This window comes from Tritonibacter mobilis F1926 (assembly GCF_000376545.2).
GTDB classification, from domain to species: domain Bacteria; phylum Pseudomonadota; class Alphaproteobacteria; order Rhodobacterales; family Rhodobacteraceae; genus Epibacterium; species Epibacterium mobile.
Map to the genome: position 1 here is coordinate 1,921,400 of NZ_CP015230.1, position 19,564 is coordinate 1,940,963.

18 protein-coding genes are annotated in these 19,564 nt (G+C 60.0%); 3 read left to right on the forward strand and 15 right to left on the reverse strand.

The window, feature by feature from the left end:
- Nucleotides 1-3: 3 nt before the first annotated feature.
- The 3 genes from ugpE to ugpB form a co-directional block, all read right to left on the reverse strand.
- Nucleotides 4-855, reverse strand: a complete 852-nt coding sequence (gene ugpE / locus K529_RS09210) for a sn-glycerol-3-phosphate ABC transporter permease UgpE (protein ID WP_005608091.1) — start codon at nt 853-855, stop codon at nt 4-6.
- Nucleotides 855-1,736 (reverse strand): sn-glycerol-3-phosphate ABC transporter permease UgpA, encoded by an 882-nt coding sequence (ugpA, locus tag K529_RS09215; RefSeq protein WP_005608093.1) that lies wholly within the window; start codon nt 1,734-1,736, stop codon nt 855-857. The genes ugpE and ugpA overlap by 1 nt, the downstream gene beginning before the upstream one ends.
- An 88-nt stretch (nt 1,737-1,824) precedes the next feature.
- Entirely contained in the window at nt 1,825-3,129 is a 1,305-nt protein-coding gene (gene ugpB, locus K529_RS09220) for a sn-glycerol-3-phosphate ABC transporter substrate-binding protein UgpB (protein ID WP_005608096.1), read from the reverse strand.
- Between the two features lie 143 nt (nt 3,130-3,272).
- Here ugpB and K529_RS09225 point away from each other — a divergent pair, with 143 nt between their 5' ends.
- Nucleotides 3,273-4,184 (forward strand): LysR substrate-binding domain-containing protein, encoded by a 912-nt coding sequence (locus tag K529_RS09225; RefSeq protein ID WP_005608100.1) that lies wholly within the window; start codon nt 3,273-3,275, stop codon nt 4,182-4,184.
- 71 nt (nt 4,185-4,255) lie between these two features.
- Here K529_RS09225 and K529_RS09230 read toward each other — a convergent pair whose 3' ends face one another.
- From K529_RS09230 to K529_RS09255, 6 genes are all read right to left on the reverse strand, one after another.
- The gene (locus K529_RS09230; RefSeq protein WP_046002346.1) at nt 4,256-5,329 is read right to left on the reverse strand and encodes an ABC transporter ATP-binding protein; all 1,074 of its coding nucleotides are present in this window, start codon (nt 5,327-5,329) and stop codon (nt 4,256-4,258) included.
- Nucleotides 5,322-7,055, reverse strand: coding sequence for an ABC transporter permease (locus K529_RS09235; protein ID WP_005666128.1), 1,734 nt, complete (start codon nt 7,053-7,055; stop codon nt 5,322-5,324). The genes K529_RS09230 and K529_RS09235 overlap by 8 nt, the downstream gene beginning before the upstream one ends.
- Before the next feature lie 59 nt (nt 7,056-7,114).
- Complete coding sequence (locus K529_RS09240; protein WP_005666124.1) at nt 7,115-8,206, reverse strand: ABC transporter substrate-binding protein; 1,092 nt, start codon at nt 8,204-8,206, stop codon at nt 7,115-7,117.
- The gene (locus K529_RS09245; RefSeq protein ID WP_046002347.1) at nt 8,203-9,024 is read right to left on the reverse strand and encodes an aspartic acid hydrolase; all 822 of its coding nucleotides are present in this window, start codon (nt 9,022-9,024) and stop codon (nt 8,203-8,205) included. The genes K529_RS09240 and K529_RS09245 overlap by 4 nt, the downstream gene beginning before the upstream one ends.
- A gap of 75 nt (nt 9,025-9,099) precedes the next feature.
- Nucleotides 9,100-9,930, reverse strand: a complete 831-nt coding sequence (locus tag K529_RS09250; RefSeq protein ID WP_046002348.1) for a carbon-nitrogen hydrolase family protein — start codon at nt 9,928-9,930, stop codon at nt 9,100-9,102.
- Nucleotides 9,927-10,832, reverse strand: coding sequence for a proline iminopeptidase-family hydrolase (locus tag K529_RS09255; protein WP_005637230.1), 906 nt, complete (start codon nt 10,830-10,832; stop codon nt 9,927-9,929). The genes K529_RS09250 and K529_RS09255 overlap by 4 nt, the downstream gene beginning before the upstream one ends.
- 153 nt (nt 10,833-10,985) lie before the next feature.
- Between K529_RS09255 and K529_RS09260 the strand changes: the two genes are divergently transcribed.
- A complete protein-coding gene (locus K529_RS09260; protein ID WP_046002349.1) occupies nt 10,986-11,744 on the forward strand; it encodes an HpcH/HpaI aldolase family protein in 759 nt (252 codons plus the stop codon).
- Here K529_RS09260 and K529_RS09265 read toward each other — a convergent pair.
- The gene (locus K529_RS09265) at nt 11,726-12,415 is read right to left on the reverse strand and encodes a helix-turn-helix transcriptional regulator (RefSeq protein WP_046002350.1); all 690 of its coding nucleotides are present in this window, start codon (nt 12,413-12,415) and stop codon (nt 11,726-11,728) included. The genes K529_RS09260 and K529_RS09265 overlap by 19 nt on opposite strands.
- Nucleotides 12,416-12,420: 5 nt before the next feature.
- Complete coding sequence (locus K529_RS09270; RefSeq protein ID WP_046002351.1) at nt 12,421-13,095, reverse strand: RraA family protein; 675 nt, start codon at nt 13,093-13,095, stop codon at nt 12,421-12,423.
- A 105-nt stretch (nt 13,096-13,200) separates the two neighbouring features.
- On the opposite strand from K529_RS09270, the gene K529_RS09275 reads away from it, so the two are divergent.
- Nucleotides 13,201-14,076 (forward strand): LysR family transcriptional regulator, encoded by an 876-nt coding sequence (locus K529_RS09275; protein WP_005620022.1) that lies wholly within the window; start codon nt 13,201-13,203, stop codon nt 14,074-14,076.
- 686 nt (nt 14,077-14,762) lie between these two features.
- Here K529_RS09275 and K529_RS09280 read toward each other — a convergent pair.
- Genes K529_RS09280 through K529_RS09295 form a run of 4 tightly spaced genes read right to left on the reverse strand, consistent with a single transcriptional unit; the run spans nt 14,763 to nt 19,525 of the window.
- A complete protein-coding gene (locus tag K529_RS09280; RefSeq protein WP_005620023.1) occupies nt 14,763-15,674 on the reverse strand; it encodes a glycoside hydrolase family 26 protein in 912 nt (303 codons plus the stop codon).
- Nucleotides 15,671-17,518 (reverse strand): glycosyltransferase family 2 protein, encoded by a 1,848-nt coding sequence (locus K529_RS09285; protein WP_005620025.1) that lies wholly within the window; start codon nt 17,516-17,518, stop codon nt 15,671-15,673. Before K529_RS09285 ends, K529_RS09280 begins: the two co-directional genes overlap by 4 nt.
- Nucleotides 17,502-18,506 carry a UDP-glucose 4-epimerase GalE gene (galE, locus tag K529_RS09290; RefSeq protein ID WP_005620026.1) on the reverse strand — a complete coding sequence of 335 codons (1,005 nt, stop codon included), beginning with the start codon at nt 18,504-18,506 and terminating at the stop codon, nt 17,502-17,504. The genes K529_RS09285 and galE overlap by 17 nt, the downstream gene beginning before the upstream one ends.
- Nucleotides 18,503-19,525 carry a UDP-glucuronic acid decarboxylase family protein gene (locus K529_RS09295; RefSeq protein ID WP_040642235.1) on the reverse strand — a complete coding sequence of 341 codons (1,023 nt, stop codon included), beginning with the start codon at nt 19,523-19,525 and terminating at the stop codon, nt 18,503-18,505. The genes galE and K529_RS09295 overlap by 4 nt, the downstream gene beginning before the upstream one ends.
- Between the last annotated feature and the right edge of the window lie 39 nt (nt 19,526-19,564).

Here is a 19,564-nt window from a genome sequence, read left to right on the forward strand (position 1 = left end):
TGCCTATTTATCTGTCTCGGTGAGGCCCTGAACAAAGAGCTTCTGCATTGCGACGACGACAAAGACCGGCGGGATCATCGCCAGAAGGGCCGTCATCATGATGATGTTCCATTGCGGGGATTGCTCTGCGGCCTCCAGCATCTGTTTGATGCTCATGACAATGGTGGTCATGTCGGTGTCGGTGGTGATCAGCAAGGGCCAGAGGTACTGGTTCCAGCCGTAGATGAACAGGATCACAAAGAGCGCCGCAATATTGGTGCGGCTGAGCGGGATCACGATGTCCCAGAAGAACCGCATCGGCCCTGCCCCGTCGATCCTCGCGCTTTCGAGCATCTCGTCCGGGATGGTCAAGAACACCTGCCGGAACATAAACGTCGCGGTGGCCGAGGCGATGAGCGGCACCGACAGCCCCCAATAGCTGTTGAGCATGCCAAGATCCGCGACCACCTCAAACGTGGGCAGGATGCGCACCTCCACCGGCAGCATCAGGGTGATGAAGATCAGCCAGAAGAAGCCCATGCGGAACGGGAACTTGAAGTAGACGATAGCAAAGGCCGAGATCAGCGAGATCGCGATCTTGCCCAGCGAGATCATCATCGCCATCGCCAGAGAGTTCAGAAGCATCCGCCAGACCGGGGCAATCTCGGTGCCCGACAGACCGGAGCCAAACAGCGTCTGTTGGAAGTTTTCCCAGAAATGGCTGCCCGGCAGGAGCGGGATCGGTGCTTGTGTCATGCGCACCGCGTCATGGGTGGCGGCCACAAAGGTGATCCAGATCGGCAGCGCCACGATGGCGATGCCGAGGATCAGGACGATGTGGCTGACGATGTTCAGGATGGGTCGATTTTCAACCATCAGTACTGCACCCTTCTCTCGACAAAACGGAACTGAACCACGGTCATGGCAATGACCAGCACCATCAGGATCACCGACTGAGCGGCAGAGCCACCCAGATCAAGGCCGACAAAGCCGTCGTTGAACACCTTGTAGACGAGGATGGTGGTGGAGTTCGCAGGCCCGCCCTGCGTCACCGCGTGGATGATGCCGAAGGTTTCAAAAAACGCATAGACCGCGTTGATGACCAGCAGGAAAAACGTGGTCGGCGACACCAGCGGGAAGATGAAATCCTTGAACCGGCGGATCGGGCCTGCGCCATCAATGGCGGCGGCCTCGATCACCGAGCGCGGAATCGACTGCATCGCGGCAAGATAGAACAGGAAGTTATAGGCGATCTGCTTCCATGCGGATGCAAAGACCACCAGCGCCATCGCCTGATTGCCGTTCAGGTAGTGGTTCCAGTCCACGCCGACAAAATCGAGGATATAGGGAAAGATCCCCAGCGTCGGGTTGAACATGAACACCCACAGCGCACCCGCCAGAACCGGCGCCACCGCGTAGGGCCAGATCAGGAGTGTGCGATAGGCCGTCGCGCCGCGCACGACCCGGTCGGCAAAACCCGCAAGGATCAGCGCCATCGACATCGACAGGATCGCCACGGCAGCGGAGAAGAAGATCGTGCGACCAAAGGTGGCCAGATAGATGTCGTCCTCGAACAACAGCTCGAAGTTCTCGAACCAGACGAATTCGGTCGACAGACCAAAGGCATCCTCGATCAGGAACGACTGATAGACCGCCTGACTGGCGGGCCAGATGAAAAAGACCAAAGTGATCGCGATTTGCGGCGCGACCAGCAGGTAGGGCAACAGGGATGAGGGGAAATGGACGCGTTTCAGCATAGGCGCCTCGGGGTCCTTTCTGGAAAAGGATAAAAATCGGCCCTCCCCGGCCCTGCATCACTGCAAGACCGGGGAGAGCCGTGGGCGATTACTTCACGGAGCGTTCAAACTTGCGCAGAAGCGCGTTGCCGCGTTCCACTGCGGTATCAAGCGCCTCGGCAGCGGTCTTATCACCAGCCCAGAGCGCTTCGAGCTCTTCGTTGATGACGTCGCGCACCTGCACGAAGTTGCCAAAACGAATGCCGCGAGAGTTCGGCGTCGGCATGTTGAGGCTCAGCTGTTTGATCGCAGTGTCGGTGCCGGGGTTTTTGTCATAAAACCCCTGCTCCTTGCTCAGCTCATAGGCAGCAGTGGTGATCGGAACATAGCCGGTTTCCTGATGCCACCAGGCCTGCACCTCAGCCGAGGACAGATATGTCATGAACTTCGCCAGACCTTTGTATTCCTCAGCTTCGTGACCGGCCAGCGCCCAGAGGGTCGCGCCACCGATGATGGAGTTCTGCGGCGCATCCGCGACGGAGGTGTCGAGCGGCAGCATGGTCTGACCGAACTTGAACTTCGCCTGTTCGACCATGGAGCCGTAATAGGCCGAAGAGTTCATCCACATGCCGCATTCGCCATTGGTGAACAGCGGCAGGCTGTCGCCGCGACGGCCACCGTATTTGAACAGGTTGCCCTCGCTCATGGAGGCGATGTCGTCCAGACGGGCCTCAACCTTGTCGTTGTTGAACACAAATTCGGTGTCAAACCCGGCAAAGCCGTTTTCCTTGGTGCCCATCTCCATGTTGTGCCACGCGGAGAAGTTCTCGATCATCACCCAGGACTGCCAGCCAAAGGACAGGCCGCACTCCATGCCGTTGTCGACCAGCGCCTGTGCGGCGATTTTGACGTCATCCCATGTTTCGGGAACATCGACGCCCGCAGCCTCCAGCGCATCGGCGTTGTACCACATCACCGGGGTGGAGCTGTTGAAGGGCATCGACAGCAGTTCCCCTTCGGGGGTCTGGTAGTAGGAGATCACCGCCGGCAGATAGTCGGATTTGTCAAACGGCTCGCCCGCGTCGGCCATCATCTGCTCGACTGGGTAGATCGCACCCTTGGCGGCCATCATCGTGGCGGTGCCGACCTCGAACACCTGCACGAGATGCGGCTGCTCACCGGCGCGGAAGGCCGCCACGGCGGCGGTCATGGTTTCGGTGTAGTTGCCCTTATAGGTGGGCACGATCTTGTAGTCGGACTGGCTGGCGTTGAAGTCGGCTGCGATCTTGTCCACGCGCTCGCCATTGGCACCGCCCATGGCGTGCCACCACTGAATTTCAGTCTCGGCCCAAGCGGCACCGGCGGTCAGGCCCGTTGCCAAGGCGCAGGTCAATGCGATTTTTGAAACACCCATCGTTTTATCCTCCTCAGGTCATTCGCGGGCAGCATTTGACAGGAAGAAACATAATTCAAGTGAAAGTTTCACAACAATGTCATAACACAATATTATAAACAGCTCATCACCCCTCGACCATCAACCGCAACAAGGATGCAAGAGTGCAGTTCAAATTACGCCAACTTCAGGCTTTCAAAGCGGTCGCGGAGACCGGAAGCATCACCAAAGCGGCAGAGATGCTGGGGATTTCACAGCCCGCTGTCAGCCGGTTGATTTCTGATTTTTCCGCCTCGATGGACCTCGAATTGTTCCAGCGCCGTCGCGGAATTTTGGAACCCACAAGCGATTCTCGGCACTTGTTGACCGAGGTGCGCCGCATCCTAGCGGGTCTGGATCACCTCGAAGATCTGCGCCGCGATCTCAAGGAACGCACCGGCGGACACATGCGGATTGCCTGCCTGCCCGGCTTTGCCACTTCGCACCTGCCACAGATCCTTGCACGATTTCTAAAAGAACGCCCCGGCGTCACCGTGGCGCTGGAGCCGGATCGCCCCGAGCGCATTCTGGAATGGATCATTGGCGAGCAGTACGACTGCGGCATCACCGATGATTTCGCCGGTCACCCGGCAACCGAGAGCATTGATCTCTTTGTGCGTTCCGCCTGCATTCTGCCCAAAGGGCATCCGCTTGCGCACAAGCCCGTCATTACTCCGCGTGATCTGGCCGAAGAGAAACTCATCCACACACGGCGCGACAGTGGCTTTTATCGCCGCCTTTCGCGCGCCTTTGCTGAATATGAGACCGAGATGAACAGCCTTGTGGAGGTGCGGCAGTTCACATCTGCCTGCCTGATGGTGCGCGAAGGTGTCGGCGCGTCTGTGGTGAGCGCGCTTGATGCCGAAGGGTTTCGAGATTCTGGCATTATTATCAAGCCGTTCGAGCCCAAAATTCACCACCGGTTGTCGATCCTTTTCCCCAGTGCCGTCAGCGTGCCACGGGTCGTGCGTGACTTCATGGATGTTTTTGTCGACAGCCTTGCCCCGGTTCTGGCCTCGCCGCCGCCCAAGCAATAGGTCGAAAATGAAACTGCCCGCGGTGTTTAAAACACCGCGGGCAGATTTCTCTCAGGTCTCAACCACCCAGCTTAGCTATCCGCACAAAACACCACCGCGTCCTGCTGACGAATCCAGATACGCCCGGTGCCGCGCGGCTGTGGCTCTTCGACGCTCAGGCGCAGGGTGATCCCGGCCACATGCACGTCCTGTTCAAAATGATCGCCAAGATAGCTCTCAGCGCCGAACTCGACCGTGATTTCCGACGCAGCCGCGCAGGCCTCGTGGCGGATCAGATGGGGGCGCACCGCCAGCAACTGCTTGCCCGAGACCAGCCCGCCCACCGGCGCACGGCCATGGATCGGCTGCCCATCGGCCAGCGTAACAGTGCAGGCTCCCGGCTCTGCCACCGCGCCGCCGGACACCTCCAGCAGGTTCGCATTGCCGATAAAGCTCGCAGCAAAAGGATGCTGCGGGTCGCGGTAGATATCTTTTGGGGTGCCAAGCTGGATCACCTTGCCACCGCGCATCACCACAATGCGATCCGACATGGCCAGCGCCTCGTCCTGATCATGGGTCACGTAGATCGTTGTCAGGCCCAGCTCGCGCTGAATATCCTTGAGCCAGACCCGCGCCTGCTGGCGCAGCTGCGCATCAAGGTTGGACAGTGGTTCATCCAGCAACAACAGCGGCGGGCGGAAGACGATCGCGCGCGCCAGTGCGACCCGTTGCTGTTGGCCACCAGAAAGCTCGCCCGGATAGCGTTTCGCCAGGCCGCCCAGCTCTACCAGCTCCAGTGCCTCGGCCACCCGCTTTTTGCGCTCGGCACTTGGGACTTTGCGCAATTTGAGCGACATGGCGACGTTGTTTTCCACTGTCATATGCGGCCAGAGCGCATAGCTCTGGAACACCACGCCAAATCCGCGCGCTTCGGGTGGCAGATAGGCGCCAGTATCCGCATCCACCAGCACCCGATCACCAAAGGTGATCCGCCCGCCGGTCGGCTGGTCCAGCCCAGCGATGGAGGCCAGCGTGGTGGATTTGCCGCAGCCCGAGGGACCAAGAAACGTCAGGAATTCGCCTTCAGACACCGTGAGGTTCAGCGAGTCGATGGCCAGCGCCGCGCCATATCGGCGAGACACATCACAGAGAACAAGTTCAGTCATAGATCTTAACCTTGAAGAGGAAGCGGGCGAGGAGCAGCAGCGTGGCGACCAGCACGATCTGGAAGGTGGCAAAGGCCGCAAGCACGCCCACGTCACCATTGGTCCAGAGCGACAGCATCGACACGCCCATGACCTCCAGCCCCGGTGCCATCAGGAAGATGGCGATGATGTAGGATTTGAGGTGGAACACAAAAAGCAGGATGAAACTGCCCAACAGCGCCGGTTTCAGCAGCGGCAACAGAATGAGGCGCATGGCATCGCTCCAATCCGCACCCACCGTGCGCGCCGCCCGGTCGAGATCCCGCCCGATCTGCACGATCGCAGGCTGGATCACCCCCATCGCCAGCGGCAGGGTTGCCATCACATAGGCCACCACGATGATACCGATATTGCCGCGGAGCCAGCCCATCGGCGGCAGGATCACCGCAGCATAGAACACGCCAAGACCGGTGATCATGCCCGGCACCACACGCGGCGAATAGGCCAATGCCTCCAGCGTGCCGGCAAAGCGAAAATCGGATCGCTGGATCACCAGCGCCACCGCCACCGCCAGCAACGTGCCCAACCCCGCAGACAGCAGCGCAATTTCAACCGTGTTCCAGATCGCGCGGATGTTGGCCTCATCTGCAAAGAGCTTATCAAAATTGTTGAGTGTCAGCACCTTAGACACCGGCACCAATGGCGACAGAAAGGACGTGAAGGCCCGCAAGATGATGCCCGCAATCGGCACAACCACGGTGGTTATCAGCACCGTTGCGAACAGGATCGCCAGTGGCCAGCGCAACTTGCCCAGTCCCAGCACCATCGGGCGCGAGCCCTTGCCCTTTACGGTCTCATAGCGGTGGCCATGGCGCAGCAGCATGCGTTGCAGCATCAGCGTGGAGCCAACCAGCGTCATCAACAGAAGCGATGAGGCCGCAACCAGCCCGTGATTGGGATTGGAGGCCGCAATGCCCTCGGCATAAAGAAAGGTCGACAGGGTATCGATCCGCGCCGGTCGGGCCAGAAACAGCGGGATCGACAGGGTCTCCACCGCAATCACCAGATTGAGCGCCGTGGAGGTGATGATCGATGGGATCATCAGCGGCAGCGTCACCTTGCGCAGCACTTGCAGTGGGCCAGCGCCCGTGGTGCGCGCGGCACTCTCCAGTGTGGAATCCACTGACCGCACCGCCCCGTAAAGACAGTAGAGATAGGCCAGCGGAGCCTGACTGATCCCGGCCACCACCGACATGCCCGCAATGGAATAGAGGTTCCACGGCACTTCTCCGGTGCTTTGGGCAATCAACTGCGTCACAAATCCTGAGGGGCCGTAGATGATCACCCAGCCCAGCGCAAAGATAAGGTGCGACAGGTAGAGCGGCCACATCAAGACATCGCCCATCACCTTACGGCCCGGCATGTCCGTCCGTCCGATCAGCAGCGCGGCGGCGATACCCAGCACCTCGGCGATAATCACACTAAAGAGCGCAAACAGCCCGGTGGTCAGCGCAACGCGGCCGATGCGCTCTGACTGAAAGATCTGCGCAATATTGCCAAGGGTGAACTGCCAGTCATCCGCATAGAGGGGGCGATCTACGACCACCTGCAACAGGATAGGCAGCGCGGGCGCCAGCATCAGCGAGGCCGTGACCAGAAAAATCAGCCATTGAATAAGCCGCGCCCGGTCAAACGGCGGCGGGGAGGCCGTGCCGTGGTGGGGGCCGGTCCGAGACAGAAATGCCATGGGGGAGAGGTCCTTTCAAACGGGGCCGATTGCAATTTTGCGCACCGGCCCCGGAGAGATTACATGTTGAAGGCTTCGCCCCAGCGGGCGTTGAAGGCCTTGAAACCTGCGACCATTTCCGGGTCGTAATCGATCAGGATGAGGTTTTCGGCACCACCGATGGCCTTGATCACGTCATCCAGCGCATAGGCATCCTCGGCCTCGGGTGCGACACCCGGACGATAGGCCGTGAGGCTACCGGCGCTTACGGCCTGCTGGCCCGGCTCGGAGAGCACAAAATCAAGGAAGACCCGTGCCGCTGCTGCATTCGGCGCGCTCTCGGTGATGCCCATGCCACGCAGGAACACTGGCGTGCCATCAGAGGGGAAGGTCCAGCCTAGAACGGCTTCCAGCCCGTCTTTCATCTTGCCAAAGACCACCGGGCCGGAGACGAAGAATGACGAGGACAACTCGCCCGTCAACGTGCGCTCAATCATGCCACCGGCACCGCCACCCGGACGGGTCAATGGCCCGGCAGCAGCAAACCAATTCCACGCCGCATCGCCGTGATGCTGAGTGAAGGCATAGCCTATGGAACCACCAAAGGCGTAGCGCCCGTCATAGGTGCCTACTTTGCCTTCGAAAACCGAAGGATGCGCGGTGATATTGGCGAAATATTCCTCCATAGAGCTGACCTGCAGTTCTTCGGGCACGGTGATCTTGTTGTAGATCGTCACCATCGGATCGGCAGAAAACGTATAAAGCCCCGGCTCGGGATAGGACCATTCCGGCAGGTTCGCCCGTTCGGGCGAGGCATAATCGGCGATGACGCCTTCCTCAACCGCGCGTATCCAGTCGGGGATCGAATTGGCGATGATCAAATCAGCGCTTTCAACACCGGTGCCCACCTCAGCCTCATAGCGCGAGAAGGCCTCAGAGGGGCCCATCTCGATCGATTCCACGGTGATGTTGGGGTAAGCCTCTGCAAAGGCTTCGACGACGGGGCCGAGGTTGGTGTTGGAAAGGTTGGTGTAGATCAGCAGAGAGCCCTCAGTCTCGGCTGCGCTGATCAGTTCTGCATAATCGGCGGGGTAGCCCTCGGGAATGGACTGTGCCTGCGCCACACCTGCGGCAAACAGGGCTGCCGTGCCAGTGATCCAGAAACCTGTCATCTGTGTCTCCTGTCGGATGTTGGAAGAGTGCTTGCTTGTTCTTGGGTCAGCCAATCGCGCAGGATCACTGCGGCGGCCTCAGTGCAGGGGGCAAGCTTATGCCCCACACCGGGAAGTTCTGTGTAAGTCACTGGCGCACCATGGGCGCTCAGGCTGTCGCGCAGCGCGCGCGCCTTGTCGATGCGGGTATCTCCGGCAAGGCCTGCGTCACGTGCCCCGAATTTTGTGCCCTCCGCACGCGAAACCATGCCAGCGGCGCGATCTTCCGCACCAACAAGGATTGCTGTGCGCAGTGTTTTGAGCGCCTCGAAATCCACCTCTGCCCCCACGGCCCGCGCAGCACCACGCAGCCCAGGCCACCAGTCTACATCCTCGCGCAAGAGCGTCACCCCACCGGGCGCTGCAAGGATCATCCCGTCCAGTTGGGCCGCGCGAAACAGCGCGTAGCGTTGCGCGAATTGCGCCCCACCCGAAAACCCGAACAGCCAGATCTGGCGGGGCCTGCCATTCAGCCGCGTCAGCGCATCCGCAAGGATACGGTCCATCAGAACCAGATAATCCGCACCACCCCCGGTCAGGAATTTGTAGTCATCGCCAGTGTTTTCGCCGTCGATCTCTGCCGGAAACAGCGGTGCAAGAACCGACACCTGCCCCTCTAGCCCCAACCCGTCGAGCAAGCCCCGGATGTCGCGATCACTTCCATGCGCCGCGATGACCAGCGGCGCATCCGGGGCCTCGGCCACCTGCAACGCGTAGCGCCAAGGGCTGTCGGTCAGCTGACACGTCGCCAGCGCCTTTGCTGCAGAATCAGATGTCATACGAGACCTCGTGATCGAAATAAGGGGGTAAGTTCGGTGCCAAGGCCCGAGAAACCAACGCAAAATTTGGGCACCTCACGCCTCATGGCTCACCTCGCCGATCTCGCGGGTCTGTGCAAGCACTGGCAGGCGGCGGCGGGTCTCGGTGACCTCGGCCAAGTCAATCTCGGCGCAGATCACGCCTGGCTCATCCCCTGCGGCGGCCAGCACCTCGCCCATGGGGGAGATGATCCGCGACTGACCATGGGTGCGCAGCCCGTCACGGGTGCCAGATTGCGCCGCCGCCACCACATAAGACCCGGTCTCGATGGCACGGGCTTTCAGCAGCGGCTCCCAGTGCAAGGGGCCGGTGATCGGTGAAAAGGAGGCAGGGATCATCAGGACCGAAGCGCCCGCGCTGGCCAGTGCCCGAAAGAGATAGGAAAATCGCAGATCATAGCAGATCGACAGGCCCAGCTTCAGCCCGTCCGCCTCGCAGGTGATAGCACCGCGCTGCCCCGGTGCCACCGCGCGGCTCTCGATGAAATCACCCGCCCCGCCCAGCGCCACGTCGAATGTGTGCAGCTTGTCATAGCGCGCCGTGATCGCCCCAGTGGGTGAAATCATATGGCCGCGGTTCCAGATACGGCCGCCTTCTTCGGTGCGCAGCAACAATGATCCGGTGTGGAGCCAGACACCCAGCTCCTGCGCCAGCGCCTGACAGAGCGCAAGCGTGCTGTCCTCAGCTTCCAAGAGGCAGCGCGCGGGATACTCCATCTGGTCGCGCAGCAGGATGTTGGCGGCCTCCGGCAGGCTGATCACGCGTGCGCCCTGCCCTGCGGCCTCGCGCACAAGGGCCTCGATCGCGGCATTGTTCGCAGCAACATCCGCTGTCGAACACATCTGAATTGCGGCAAAACGGGTCATTTTGTGCTCCGGTCCAAGAAAGACGACACCACCTGCATACAGAGCTCATGCTCCTCCACATGTGGCATATGGCTGGACTGGCCGAGGATCAGCCATTGCGCGCCGGGAATACGGGTGGAATAGGCCTCAGCAGCGCGCGGCGTGGCCTCGTCAAAGCGGCCGGTTAACACCAGCGTCGGCACCTCAATTCGGTGCAGACGGTCCTCGATGGTCCAATCCTTCAGGGTGCCGATGACGTGAAACTCCGTCGGCCCATTCATGGTGTGATAGACGGTGGGATCAGCAGCCACCGCATCAAAGGTCGCCACCACCTCGGGCGGCCAGGGATCAAGGCGGCAAACATGATTGCGATAAAAGACATCGCTCGCGGCTTGGTATTCGGGGTGGTCGAAATCACCCGTCGCTTCATGCTTGAGCAAGGTCTCATGCACCCCGCCCGGCAACGCACGACGCAGGCGCAGCGCCTCTTCGACCCAAGTGGGAAAAGAACTCGGTGAATTTGCAATCACCAAGGCTTTCAAACCCTTAGGGCGACGCACCGAATGTTCTGCTGCCAGCATGCCGCCCCAGCTTTGCCCCAAGAGGCAATAGCCATCAGCAATCCCCAGATGCGCCAGCAAGGTGTCGAGCTCATCAAGAAACAGATCTACGGTCCAGAACTCTGCCGGGGCCTCCGGCAGGTGGGTCGAGCGCCCGTTGCCCAGCTGATCATAATGGATCACCGCCCGCCCTGTGGCAGCAATGGCCTTATAGGCATCGACGTAATCATGGGTGCAACCCGGCCCACCATGGGCCACCACCAAGGGCAGCGCGCCGTTGCTCAGATCTCCCGTCACCCGATACCAGGTCTGGTGCTCACCAAAGGCGCAGTAGCCCTCTTGGACCTTCGGGGTTTGATGCATGGCGCGGCTCCTTCCATTGGCCCCAATGCTCAGACCGGGGGCGATATTCGGGCAAAACTGCCGCAGGCGCTGCCCCGCCAACAAGCTGCAAGATCTTGCAGGATGCCGCCTGGGCCAGTCCGCGTTAGCCTCATGCAAAACCGGAGAAGCCCCATGAGATCCCTGCGCCAGACACTGCTGAACGGAACCCGCCTGCCCGGCGCATTTCTGTTCCTCGCCAATCCCGATGTGGATGAGGTGATGGCGCAAGCGGGCTTTCCGCTCTTGATTGTCGACCGCGAGCATGCGGCGGCAGACATGCAATCTGCCTTGCACGAACTGCGCGCCATTCGCGCGATGTCGGATGCCTTTGTCATGGCCCGCGCCCGAGATGGTTCTGCCGGGGCGATCAAGCCGCTGCTTGATGCGGGGTTTGACGGGATCATGGTGGCCGATGTGCGTTCTGGCACAGAGGCCCGCGTCATTGCAGAGGCCGCGCGCTACGCGCCGCTGGGCCGTCGCGGCGCACAGTTCACCGTCTCGCGCGCTGCCCGCTTTGGCGCTGACAGTTCCCATGCGCAAAAAGCCAATGTCTCGATCCTTGTTGCCGTGATGATCGAAAGCCGCGCAGGGCTGGAGGCAATCCCCGAGATTGCAGCGATCGAAGGGATCGACATGCTCTTTCTGGGTCCGCTGGATCTGACCAGCGACTATGGCAGCTTTGGCGATCTTGCCTCGCCCGAATTGGCACAGGCGCTGCGAGATGCAGAAACGGCGATCCGCGCCTCTGGCAAGCTGCTGGGTGGGGCCGCACTGCCCGGAGAACACGCGCAAGACCTGTTTGCCCGAGGGCATGCCTTGGTCACTTTCACATCGGATGTCGGCCTGCTGCGTGACGCCGCCGCGCGCGCGGTTCAGTCGATCCAGCCCTGACGGGTGGCAATCGCGACTGCATGGCTGCGATTGCGCGCGCCGAGTTTGGAGGCCGCAGCCTGCAGATGTTTGACCACCATGCTCTCGGAGCGGTTGAGTTCATGGGCGATCTGTTTGGCGGATAGCCCCGCGGCGGTATGGCTCAGACATTCGGCCTCGCGCAGGGTCAGCGGGCCGCGCGCCTGCCGCAGCTCGACCGAGATCCGATCCTGCAACTCAAAGGCCTGCAACGCAAAACGTGCCAGCATATCCATATCTGCCCGCCCCTCAATAAAGGCCGACAGCGTCGCAAATCCCCGCCCCGGCAGGTGCAAGGGTACGGTCATGCCGCGCCCCAGCGTCCAGTCCAAGAGCCGCTCGCGCACCTCACGCACATCACCTTGGCCCAGATCCTCGCGAATGACCGAGCATTCCTCGGCGTGGTAACTCCAGACAAAAGGATTGAGGATTTTCGCAGCCCGCCGCTGCACAGGGTCGGCCCGATACAGCGACCGGCCACACCAGTCGTCCACCAACACCTCTGCCGCACCGCGCGCCTCGATAATTTCGGGCAGTACAAAGCGGCCCGGTTCGTGGGAAAAGGGCACCGGGGAGTAATCATAGACCAGTCCCTGCACCTGCGGGCCAAGGTCTGCATAGACCGCATCCACCAGATCTGCGACGGTGCCCATCCCGCTCAGCCCGCCGGTGCCGTGAGCCGCGCAACCATCTCGCTTGCGCCGGACAGATCACCAATCCGCTCGCCACGTGCAACGCCTGCAATGGTCGTGTCGGTGAGCGCTTGCAACGCTTCTGCTTGTGCAAGAATTTCGGGCAATTCCACCGCATGGAGCGACACCACACCCAGCCCGTCGGCAAGGATCGCATCGCCCGCCAGCACTGGCACGCCGCCGACACTCACAGGGCGGTTCAGGGCCCCGCCCTGGCCTGTCAGCCGCGTGGTCTGAGCAGAGGCCCCACGGCTAAAGACTGGCAAGCCCAGCGCTGCCAATTCCTCCGTATCCGTGTGGCAGCCATCAATCACCACCGCAGCCGCGCCGGAATTGCGGATCGCCATGGCGACCCCGCCACCCAGACATGCGGCCTTGTGATCGCCGCAGCGGTCGATGACCAGCACGTCGCCTTGACGCAGCATCCCCGCCGCGTGATGCAGCAATGTGGAATCAAACCCCGGCAAGGTCAGTGTCACCGCCGTCCCCACCACCCGAGGCGCCGCCGCAACCGGACGGATCGCCGGGTCCAACATGCCACGATAGAGGAAATGTCCCAGCAGCACCGTCTCAAAGGCGCAAAGGCGCGCAAGGCTCTGGGGTGCAATCGCCTGCGGCATAGGGTCGAGGATATAGGTCATCTCAGCTCCGGTTCGTTTTCTCTATCACGTACCAGCTGATATGAACGGGTCCACTTGAATTCGCGGATCAATCCGATAGGATTATTCTATCAGTTAGAGAATGCCATGCAAATTCACAGCCTTCGGACCTTTTACTGGGTCACCCGCCTCAACAGTTTTCGCAAGGCTGCAAAGGTGCTGAATATCTCACAACCGACGGTCTCTTCGCGTATCCGCGGACTGGAGGAAGAACTGGGTGTCACCTTGCTGAGCCGCGATCAAAATCTCGCACTGACAGTGCAAGGGGAAGAACTGCTGGAATATGCTCGCACGGTGCTGCGCCTGACGGAGGATCTGTCGTTTCACCGCAGCGCCGACGCCCGCGACAGCCGCCTGCGCCTTGGTGCCAACGGGCCGGTTGCGGCCACATGGCTGATGCCTTTGGTGGAGCGTATGGAGCGCAAGTTCCCCGACCTGCGGGTCGAGATCGAAGTCAACCAAAGCGCAACCCTGCTGCGCCACATGGGGTCCGGTCAGCTCGATATCGCCTTTGCCTCAAGCGAAAGCCAGGACAGCAGCCTGAAATATATACCGCTTGGCAGTTTTGATATGGTTTGGATTGCCGCGCCGGGGCTGTTTCAGGGTTGCCTCAGCGATGATGACCTCGGGCGCTCTCCGATCATCGGCTACAGCTGGGACTCGCCCATCCATGGCAGCACTCACCGACCCGCCTTTGGACTGGGGCGTCACCGTCGTTTTACGCAAAGCGACAGCTTGTTCATGATGATCCGCATGGCGGTCGAAGGTGCAGGGCTTGCGCTGGTGCCGCGTGCCGCAATCGCAAGGGAACTGAGCAACCGCCAGTTGGAGGTCATAGAGGTCGACAACACGCCGACCAAGCTGCCTTTGTTCTGCGCCCGCCCGCGCAATGCGGCCAATGCGTTAATCACCATGGCGGCCCAATACGCGCAGGAAGCTATGAACAGTTTGCCGCAACATTAGCGCGTCTATTCAGCCCCAGACGCGGGGCATAAGACGACTTCAAATCATGGGCGCAGGGCTGGAATAGATCAGCGGCGATAGCAGCGGGATTTCTTTCCAAACCCGGCAGGTGTGCACACATAGCTGCCTGAGCCAGATGCCAGAACGACCTCTTTAGGGCTGCTGACACCCGTTGCTTGTGCGCCCAGCGCTGCACTCGCAAGAAGCGATGTTCCGATTGAAAATGCCAAAAAACCGCGCCGACACTGGCGTGCTACCTGTCTTACCAAAACTGCTCTCCTCGGGTTGTGAGCCCACCCTTTATTAAGCGGGTCTCGTTACCTGTGCCTCATTTAGGACAACATATAATTAACGGTCAAGCGGCCCCCAAGGCAGGTCCGGAGCCGCATATCGTCGAGTAAGAGAGAGTTTGGGGAAACGAAAACAAAACACGCGCGCCCATATTTCAGAGGCGGCGGTGTATTTTCTTATGAACTGCCAGTTTGTTACCGGCAATACTTGCGGTGGCCTTTGTATGATTGACCAAACCACACTTCGTCAGCGTAGAGCACAGGCAAAAACCCGCCACTACGGCCAGGCCGGGCGCGAATATATCGCAAAAACTGCGTATTTGTGATTCTTCATCTTTGGCGAAGACCAGACCTCTTGCAGTCTTGCAGCAAATGCCTTGCCCGCGCGCTGCGAAATCACTCCAGAACGTTCGCCGTTTGGCGCCAGTTCGGCAGGCCAAATCCATCCGGCCAGGGGTAGACCTCCTGCTGGTCGAAATAGACCACAGCCGTCAGCTCCGGATAGAGATCTCCCTTGGTTCTGACATCGGCGTTCCATTGGGCGACATGCTCCGCATCCCCCACAAAGCCCAGTTCGGCCACCATCACAGGTTTGCCGAATTGAATGGCACGCTCGTACCGCGGTCCAAATATGTCCTCAAAGCTCTGTGCACCGCCCAGCACCGCCCCTTCCCATGGCTGATAGCTGAACACCGAAAGCCCCACCACATCGACGAAGTCATCTCCGGGGTAGTAGTCGGCCATGTTCTCAAGCCCCAGTGGCGACCACATGTATTTGGCATCCGGAACACTTTGGCGGCAGACATCATTCATCCGGCGATAGGCGGAGATATACGCCTGCGGCTCCCACCCGGCCCAGATAAACTGGCCGCTCTTGTCGTCCATCTCCTGCGCCCAGCGGATCGTCATCGGAATGTCGAGTTGCCCCAGCGCGGCGCAGATATTGGCCATTTTTTCGTCATACGCACCGCTTTCGATACCGTTGCGCAGCACCCGGGGCGTGTTGCGTTCGTCACGCGACCAGGTCCAGGGTTCGATGGTGACCAGTAATGTACGATCACGCGCCTTGGCATAATCCTCGGCTTCTTCGAGGCTCGACAACAGCACGTCCTCCCACGGCAGGAAAAGATGTTCGATCGAGACCCCATTGAGGTCGGTAAAATCACCATTGGGGTCATAGACACCAAAGGGCAGGCTCCCCGGCGGAACCGTCTGAGCCGCAGGCGCGCTGGCAGTGGCAAGCACCAGCGCGGCAGTGACCCCAAGATATCTGAAGGTCTGGCATTTCAAGTCCATGAGGCGTTTCATTTTCCCGTCCTTTGCGAAATCAGAGAGTTGAGTAATTGAGAGTACCAGTCGGGGTCGTAGGCCATGACTGGGCTGTTGGTGGTGCTCCGCCCTGCCCCGGAAACCGGGAAATACGGCTTAAAAATCTTGATCTTGCCGCCGGTATCGGTCAGCGCGACCAGCGCCGCGTTGGTGCGCTCCACAAAGCCCACCATGATAAAACCCGACAGCAGCACCACGCATCCCATCTGAGCCGCCGTGCGCAGCGGCCAGTTGAAAATTCGGATTTGATTTTCCTGCAGATGCTTATGCGCAATCACAAAAAACAGCACCGTGTAGATAATCGCATTGATCAGCGCGAAGATGTAAAAGCCCGCCGCGTCCGAGATGTGCTCGACCAGCAGCACTGGCAGTAGCGACATCATCGCCAGCACTGCATAAGGCAACAGCACAGCCCAGGGGATCATGGCGACCACGCCGGAGCCTTTTGGCGTGACACGGAAATCGACAAAACCGCCAAACAGCCTGTCCCGCACGGCCATCGCGATACCCAAGAGAACCCAAGGCCATTGCGCAAAGGCAAAGGCCACCTTCTCCCAGCCCAACACCTTGGCGTCATAGGGCCGCAGGAACCCGTCCCTGCGAACGCAGCCCACCAATATCAGCAGCACCAGTGTCGACGGCCAGACATGGGCAAGAAAAGCAGGAAACGTCACTTCCGCATAGCGTACGTCACACAACAGCGCGACAATGGGAAAGAGGAACATCAGCGCCATAAACCCCGCAAGCAGCGGGTAGCACATCTGACAAAAGACAAACTGCACCCGGTGCCGGGGCGAGAGCGCCATGAAATAACGTGGCGTGTATTGCAAGAGAATGGTCATCAGACTGCGAGACCATTGAAACTCTTGCACAATCAGATCGACAAATGTGGCCGGCCCATCCCCCAGCGCAATGGCATCCATGGCGTGCATGCCCTTCCAGCCGCCCGCGTTCATCAACATCGAGGTGGAGTGATCTTCGGCCAGTTCCGGCCCCAGTCCACCGATGTCGCGCAGGGCTTTGGTCCGCACCGCATAGTGCGACCCGATACACATCGGCGCCCAGCCATTGGCATAGCCCGCCTGCACCACACCGTGAAAGACCGCCTCGCTGTGTAGTCGACTGCGGGCAGCCCAACTGTTGGCAGAATTCTGCGAGCAGATGCTCGGCGCGCTGACATAGCCCACATCCGGGTCGACAAAGGCGCGCAAAATTTCCCTCAGGTAGTTCGGTTGCGGCACGTGGTCCGCATCAAGTTGCGAGACAAAATCATAGCGATCATAGCCGTAATGGTCATAAAAATAGGCAAGGTTGCCCTCCTTGCAGCGGGTGCGCCGAGGCCATGTTTTTTGGTGGTAGTCCTCGACGCCTTTGCGGGTGGAGACCTGAACTCCGTGCCGGGCGCACCATTCAAGGGTCTCTTGGTCGGGGTCTTCATCCGCCAGCCATGTGTCATGAGGCACATCCTGCGCCAACATGGCCTCCAGCGTGACCCGCACCACGTCGAACGGCTCTGAGGGGGCCTTGGTCACAACCATCGCCACCCGATGCGGCCCCAGCGCGGCGAGGCTGCCAGTGGCATGCTGCGCGCGCAGGAAAAACACCAGAAGATATGCCTGCACAAAGAACACCCAGAACACACACAGGGTGACGGGCCAATAAAGATACCAACTCGTATAATGATCCGGGCGCAGCCACCATTGCCAGAAGAAGACCGCCGCGATCAGCCACAGCAGCGCCAGCGCCAGGTATTTGCGACGCAATCGCCCCTGCAGGACCGGCCTGCGGAAGGGCTGGTGGGAGAGGTCATGCAGATTCTGCATTTTGCGCCTCCAACAGGCCAAAGCTGCGCGCCGCATCGGTGACGATGGTCTCAATATCAGAGCGTTGCGGCTCAAAGCCGAGGATCTGATTGGCGAATGTGGTGTCGGCAACCAGAACCGGCGGATCTCCCACCCGGCGCTCTGCAGTCATCAATCTGACGTGGCGCTGGGTGATTTCCTCGACCGTGCGAATGATCTGCAGGTTGGATACCCCGTGACCGCTGCCCAGATTGACAATCAGGTTGCCCTTGTGGTCCTCAAGATGATCCAGCGCCAGCAGATGCCCCTGCACCAGATCGCTGACATGGATGTAGTCACGAATGCAGGTGCCATCGGGCGTATCATAATCAGCGCCAAACAGCGTGAGCACATGCCGCCGCCCCGCCGCCGTAAAGAGCGTCAGTGGCACCAGATGGGTTTCGGGGTCATGTTGCTCTGCCAATGCGCCGCTGGGGTCAGCACCTGCGACGTTAAAATACCGCAGGATCGCAAAGGACATTCCGATCTGAGGCGCAATATCGCGCAACAAGTGTTCGCAGATCAGTTTGCTTTCGCCGTAGGGATTGATCGGGCGTTGCTCGGCGCGCTCATCCACGGGCAAAACATCTGGTATCCCGTAAGTGGCACAACTGCTGGAGAACACAAACCGCTCCACCCCCGCCAACGCGCATGCGCGCAGCAGCGATAGCATGCCACCAACGTTATTGTCGTAATACTTCATTGGGTCTGCGACGGATTCCCCGACATAGGCAGACGCTGCGAAATGCATCACGGTCGAAATATCATGGGCGATCAGCGCTTGTGCCAGCCGCTCTGTATCGCGCAAATCAATCTGACTCAGCGGCCCCCAGCGAATGGCGCTGCGATTGCCCGTCGACAGATTGTCCACCACCATCGGCGAGACCCCTTCGCGCGCCAGCGCATAGCAGGCGTGGCTGCCAATGTAACCGGCTCCACCGGTCACGCATATGTTCTGCCCGGTCTTCATTCCGCAACCAGCAGGCGGGCGGCAGGCCGTTGAAGCTGCCCCGCAAAATAAGGAACCGTCATCCGCAGCCCATCCGCGAGCGACACTTTGGGCGCCCAGTTCAGATCAGCCTTGGCACGGGAAATGTCTGGGCAGCGCTGGCGCGGATCATCCACCGGCAGGTCCAGATAAGCGACCTCTGACTTGGACCCCAAGGTCTCGATGATGTGCTGCGCCACCTCCCTTACGGTGAACTCACCGGGATTACCGAGGTTATAGGCCTGAACCGGCGCATCCTCGCATGCCATCAGCGCCATAAGCCCCTCCACCAGATCGCTCACAAAACAGAAGGAACGGGTTTGATTGCCATCGCCATAGACGGTAACCGGCACTCCTGACAGCGCCTGAGTAACGAAGTTAGAGATCACCCGCCCGTCCTGAGGGCACATGCCCGGACCGTAGGTATTGAAGATACGGGCCACGCGGGTTTTGGCGCCGCGTGCATGATGGAAATCGTAAAACAGCGTCTCCACCGCCCGTTTGCCTTCATCATAGCAAGAGCGCGGCCCCATGGTATTGACGTTGCCGCGATAGGTCTCCGCCTGCGGCGTAATTTCCGGATCGCCATAAACCTCAGAGGTGGAAGATTGCAGGATCGTTGCATCGTGTTGCAACGCCAGTTCCAGCAGGTTCAACGCCCCGAACACATTTGTCTTGAACGTATGGACCGGATCGACCTGATACTTCTTGGGAGAGGCCGCACAGGCGAGGTTGTAGATCTCATCCACGTGTCCCAGGTCGGGCAGCGGATCGACAATGTCGTGCGACACACAGGCGAAATTCTCGTCATCCAAAAGATGCACGATATTGCACATGCGACCGGTTTGAAAATTGTCGATGCAGATGACCTCGTGGCCATCATGAACCAGCCGTTGGCACAGATGCGCGCCGACAAAACCTGCGCCCCCTGCCACCATAATCCGGCGTCTGTTTTGGCTCGTTTTCTTTGAGATCGGAACCAATGAAACTCTAGCTGCCATTACTCACACCCCCCGGTGTCAATCAGCAGCCCAGAATTG

Coding starts and splice junctions, on each gene's coding strand:
- ugpE (WP_005608091.1), bottom strand. CDS start 855: ATGGTTGAAAATCGACCCATCCTGAACATCGTCAGCCACATCGTCCTG.
- ugpA (WP_005608093.1), bottom strand. CDS start 1,736: ATGCTGAAACGCGTCCATTTCCCCTCATCCCTGTTGCCCTACCTGCTG.
- ugpB (WP_005608096.1), bottom strand. CDS start 3,129: ATGGGTGTTTCAAAAATCGCATTGACCTGCGCCTTGGCAACGGGCCTG.
- K529_RS09230 (WP_046002346.1), bottom strand. CDS start 5,329: ATGACTGAACTTGTTCTCTGTGATGTGTCTCGCCGATATGGCGCGGCG.
- K529_RS09235 (WP_005666128.1), bottom strand. CDS start 7,055: ATGGCATTTCTGTCTCGGACCGGCCCCCACCACGGCACGGCCTCCCCG.
- K529_RS09240 (WP_005666124.1), bottom strand. CDS start 8,206: ATGACAGGTTTCTGGATCACTGGCACGGCAGCCCTGTTTGCCGCAGGT.
- K529_RS09245 (WP_046002347.1), bottom strand. CDS start 9,024: ATGACATCTGATTCTGCAGCAAAGGCGCTGGCGACGTGTCAGCTGACC.
- K529_RS09250 (WP_046002348.1), bottom strand. CDS start 9,930: ATGACCCGTTTTGCCGCAATTCAGATGTGTTCGACAGCGGATGTTGCT.
- K529_RS09255 (WP_005637230.1), bottom strand. CDS start 10,832: ATGCATCAAACCCCGAAGGTCCAAGAGGGCTACTGCGCCTTTGGTGAG.
- K529_RS09260 (WP_046002349.1), top strand. CDS start 10,986: ATGAGATCCCTGCGCCAGACACTGCTGAACGGAACCCGCCTGCCCGGC.
- K529_RS09265 (WP_046002350.1), bottom strand. CDS start 12,415: ATGGGCACCGTCGCAGATCTGGTGGATGCGGTCTATGCAGACCTTGGC.
- K529_RS09270 (WP_046002351.1), bottom strand. CDS start 13,095: ATGACCTATATCCTCGACCCTATGCCGCAGGCGATTGCACCCCAGAGC.
- K529_RS09275 (WP_005620022.1), top strand. CDS start 13,201: ATGCAAATTCACAGCCTTCGGACCTTTTACTGGGTCACCCGCCTCAAC.
- K529_RS09280 (WP_005620023.1), bottom strand. CDS start 15,674: ATGAAACGCCTCATGGACTTGAAATGCCAGACCTTCAGATATCTTGGG.
- K529_RS09285 (WP_005620025.1), bottom strand. CDS start 17,518: ATGCAGAATCTGCATGACCTCTCCCACCAGCCCTTCCGCAGGCCGGTC.
- galE (WP_005620026.1), bottom strand. CDS start 18,506: ATGAAGACCGGGCAGAACATATGCGTGACCGGTGGAGCCGGTTACATT.
- K529_RS09295 (WP_040642235.1), bottom strand. CDS start 19,525: ATGGCAGCTAGAGTTTCATTGGTTCCGATCTCAAAGAAAACGAGCCAA.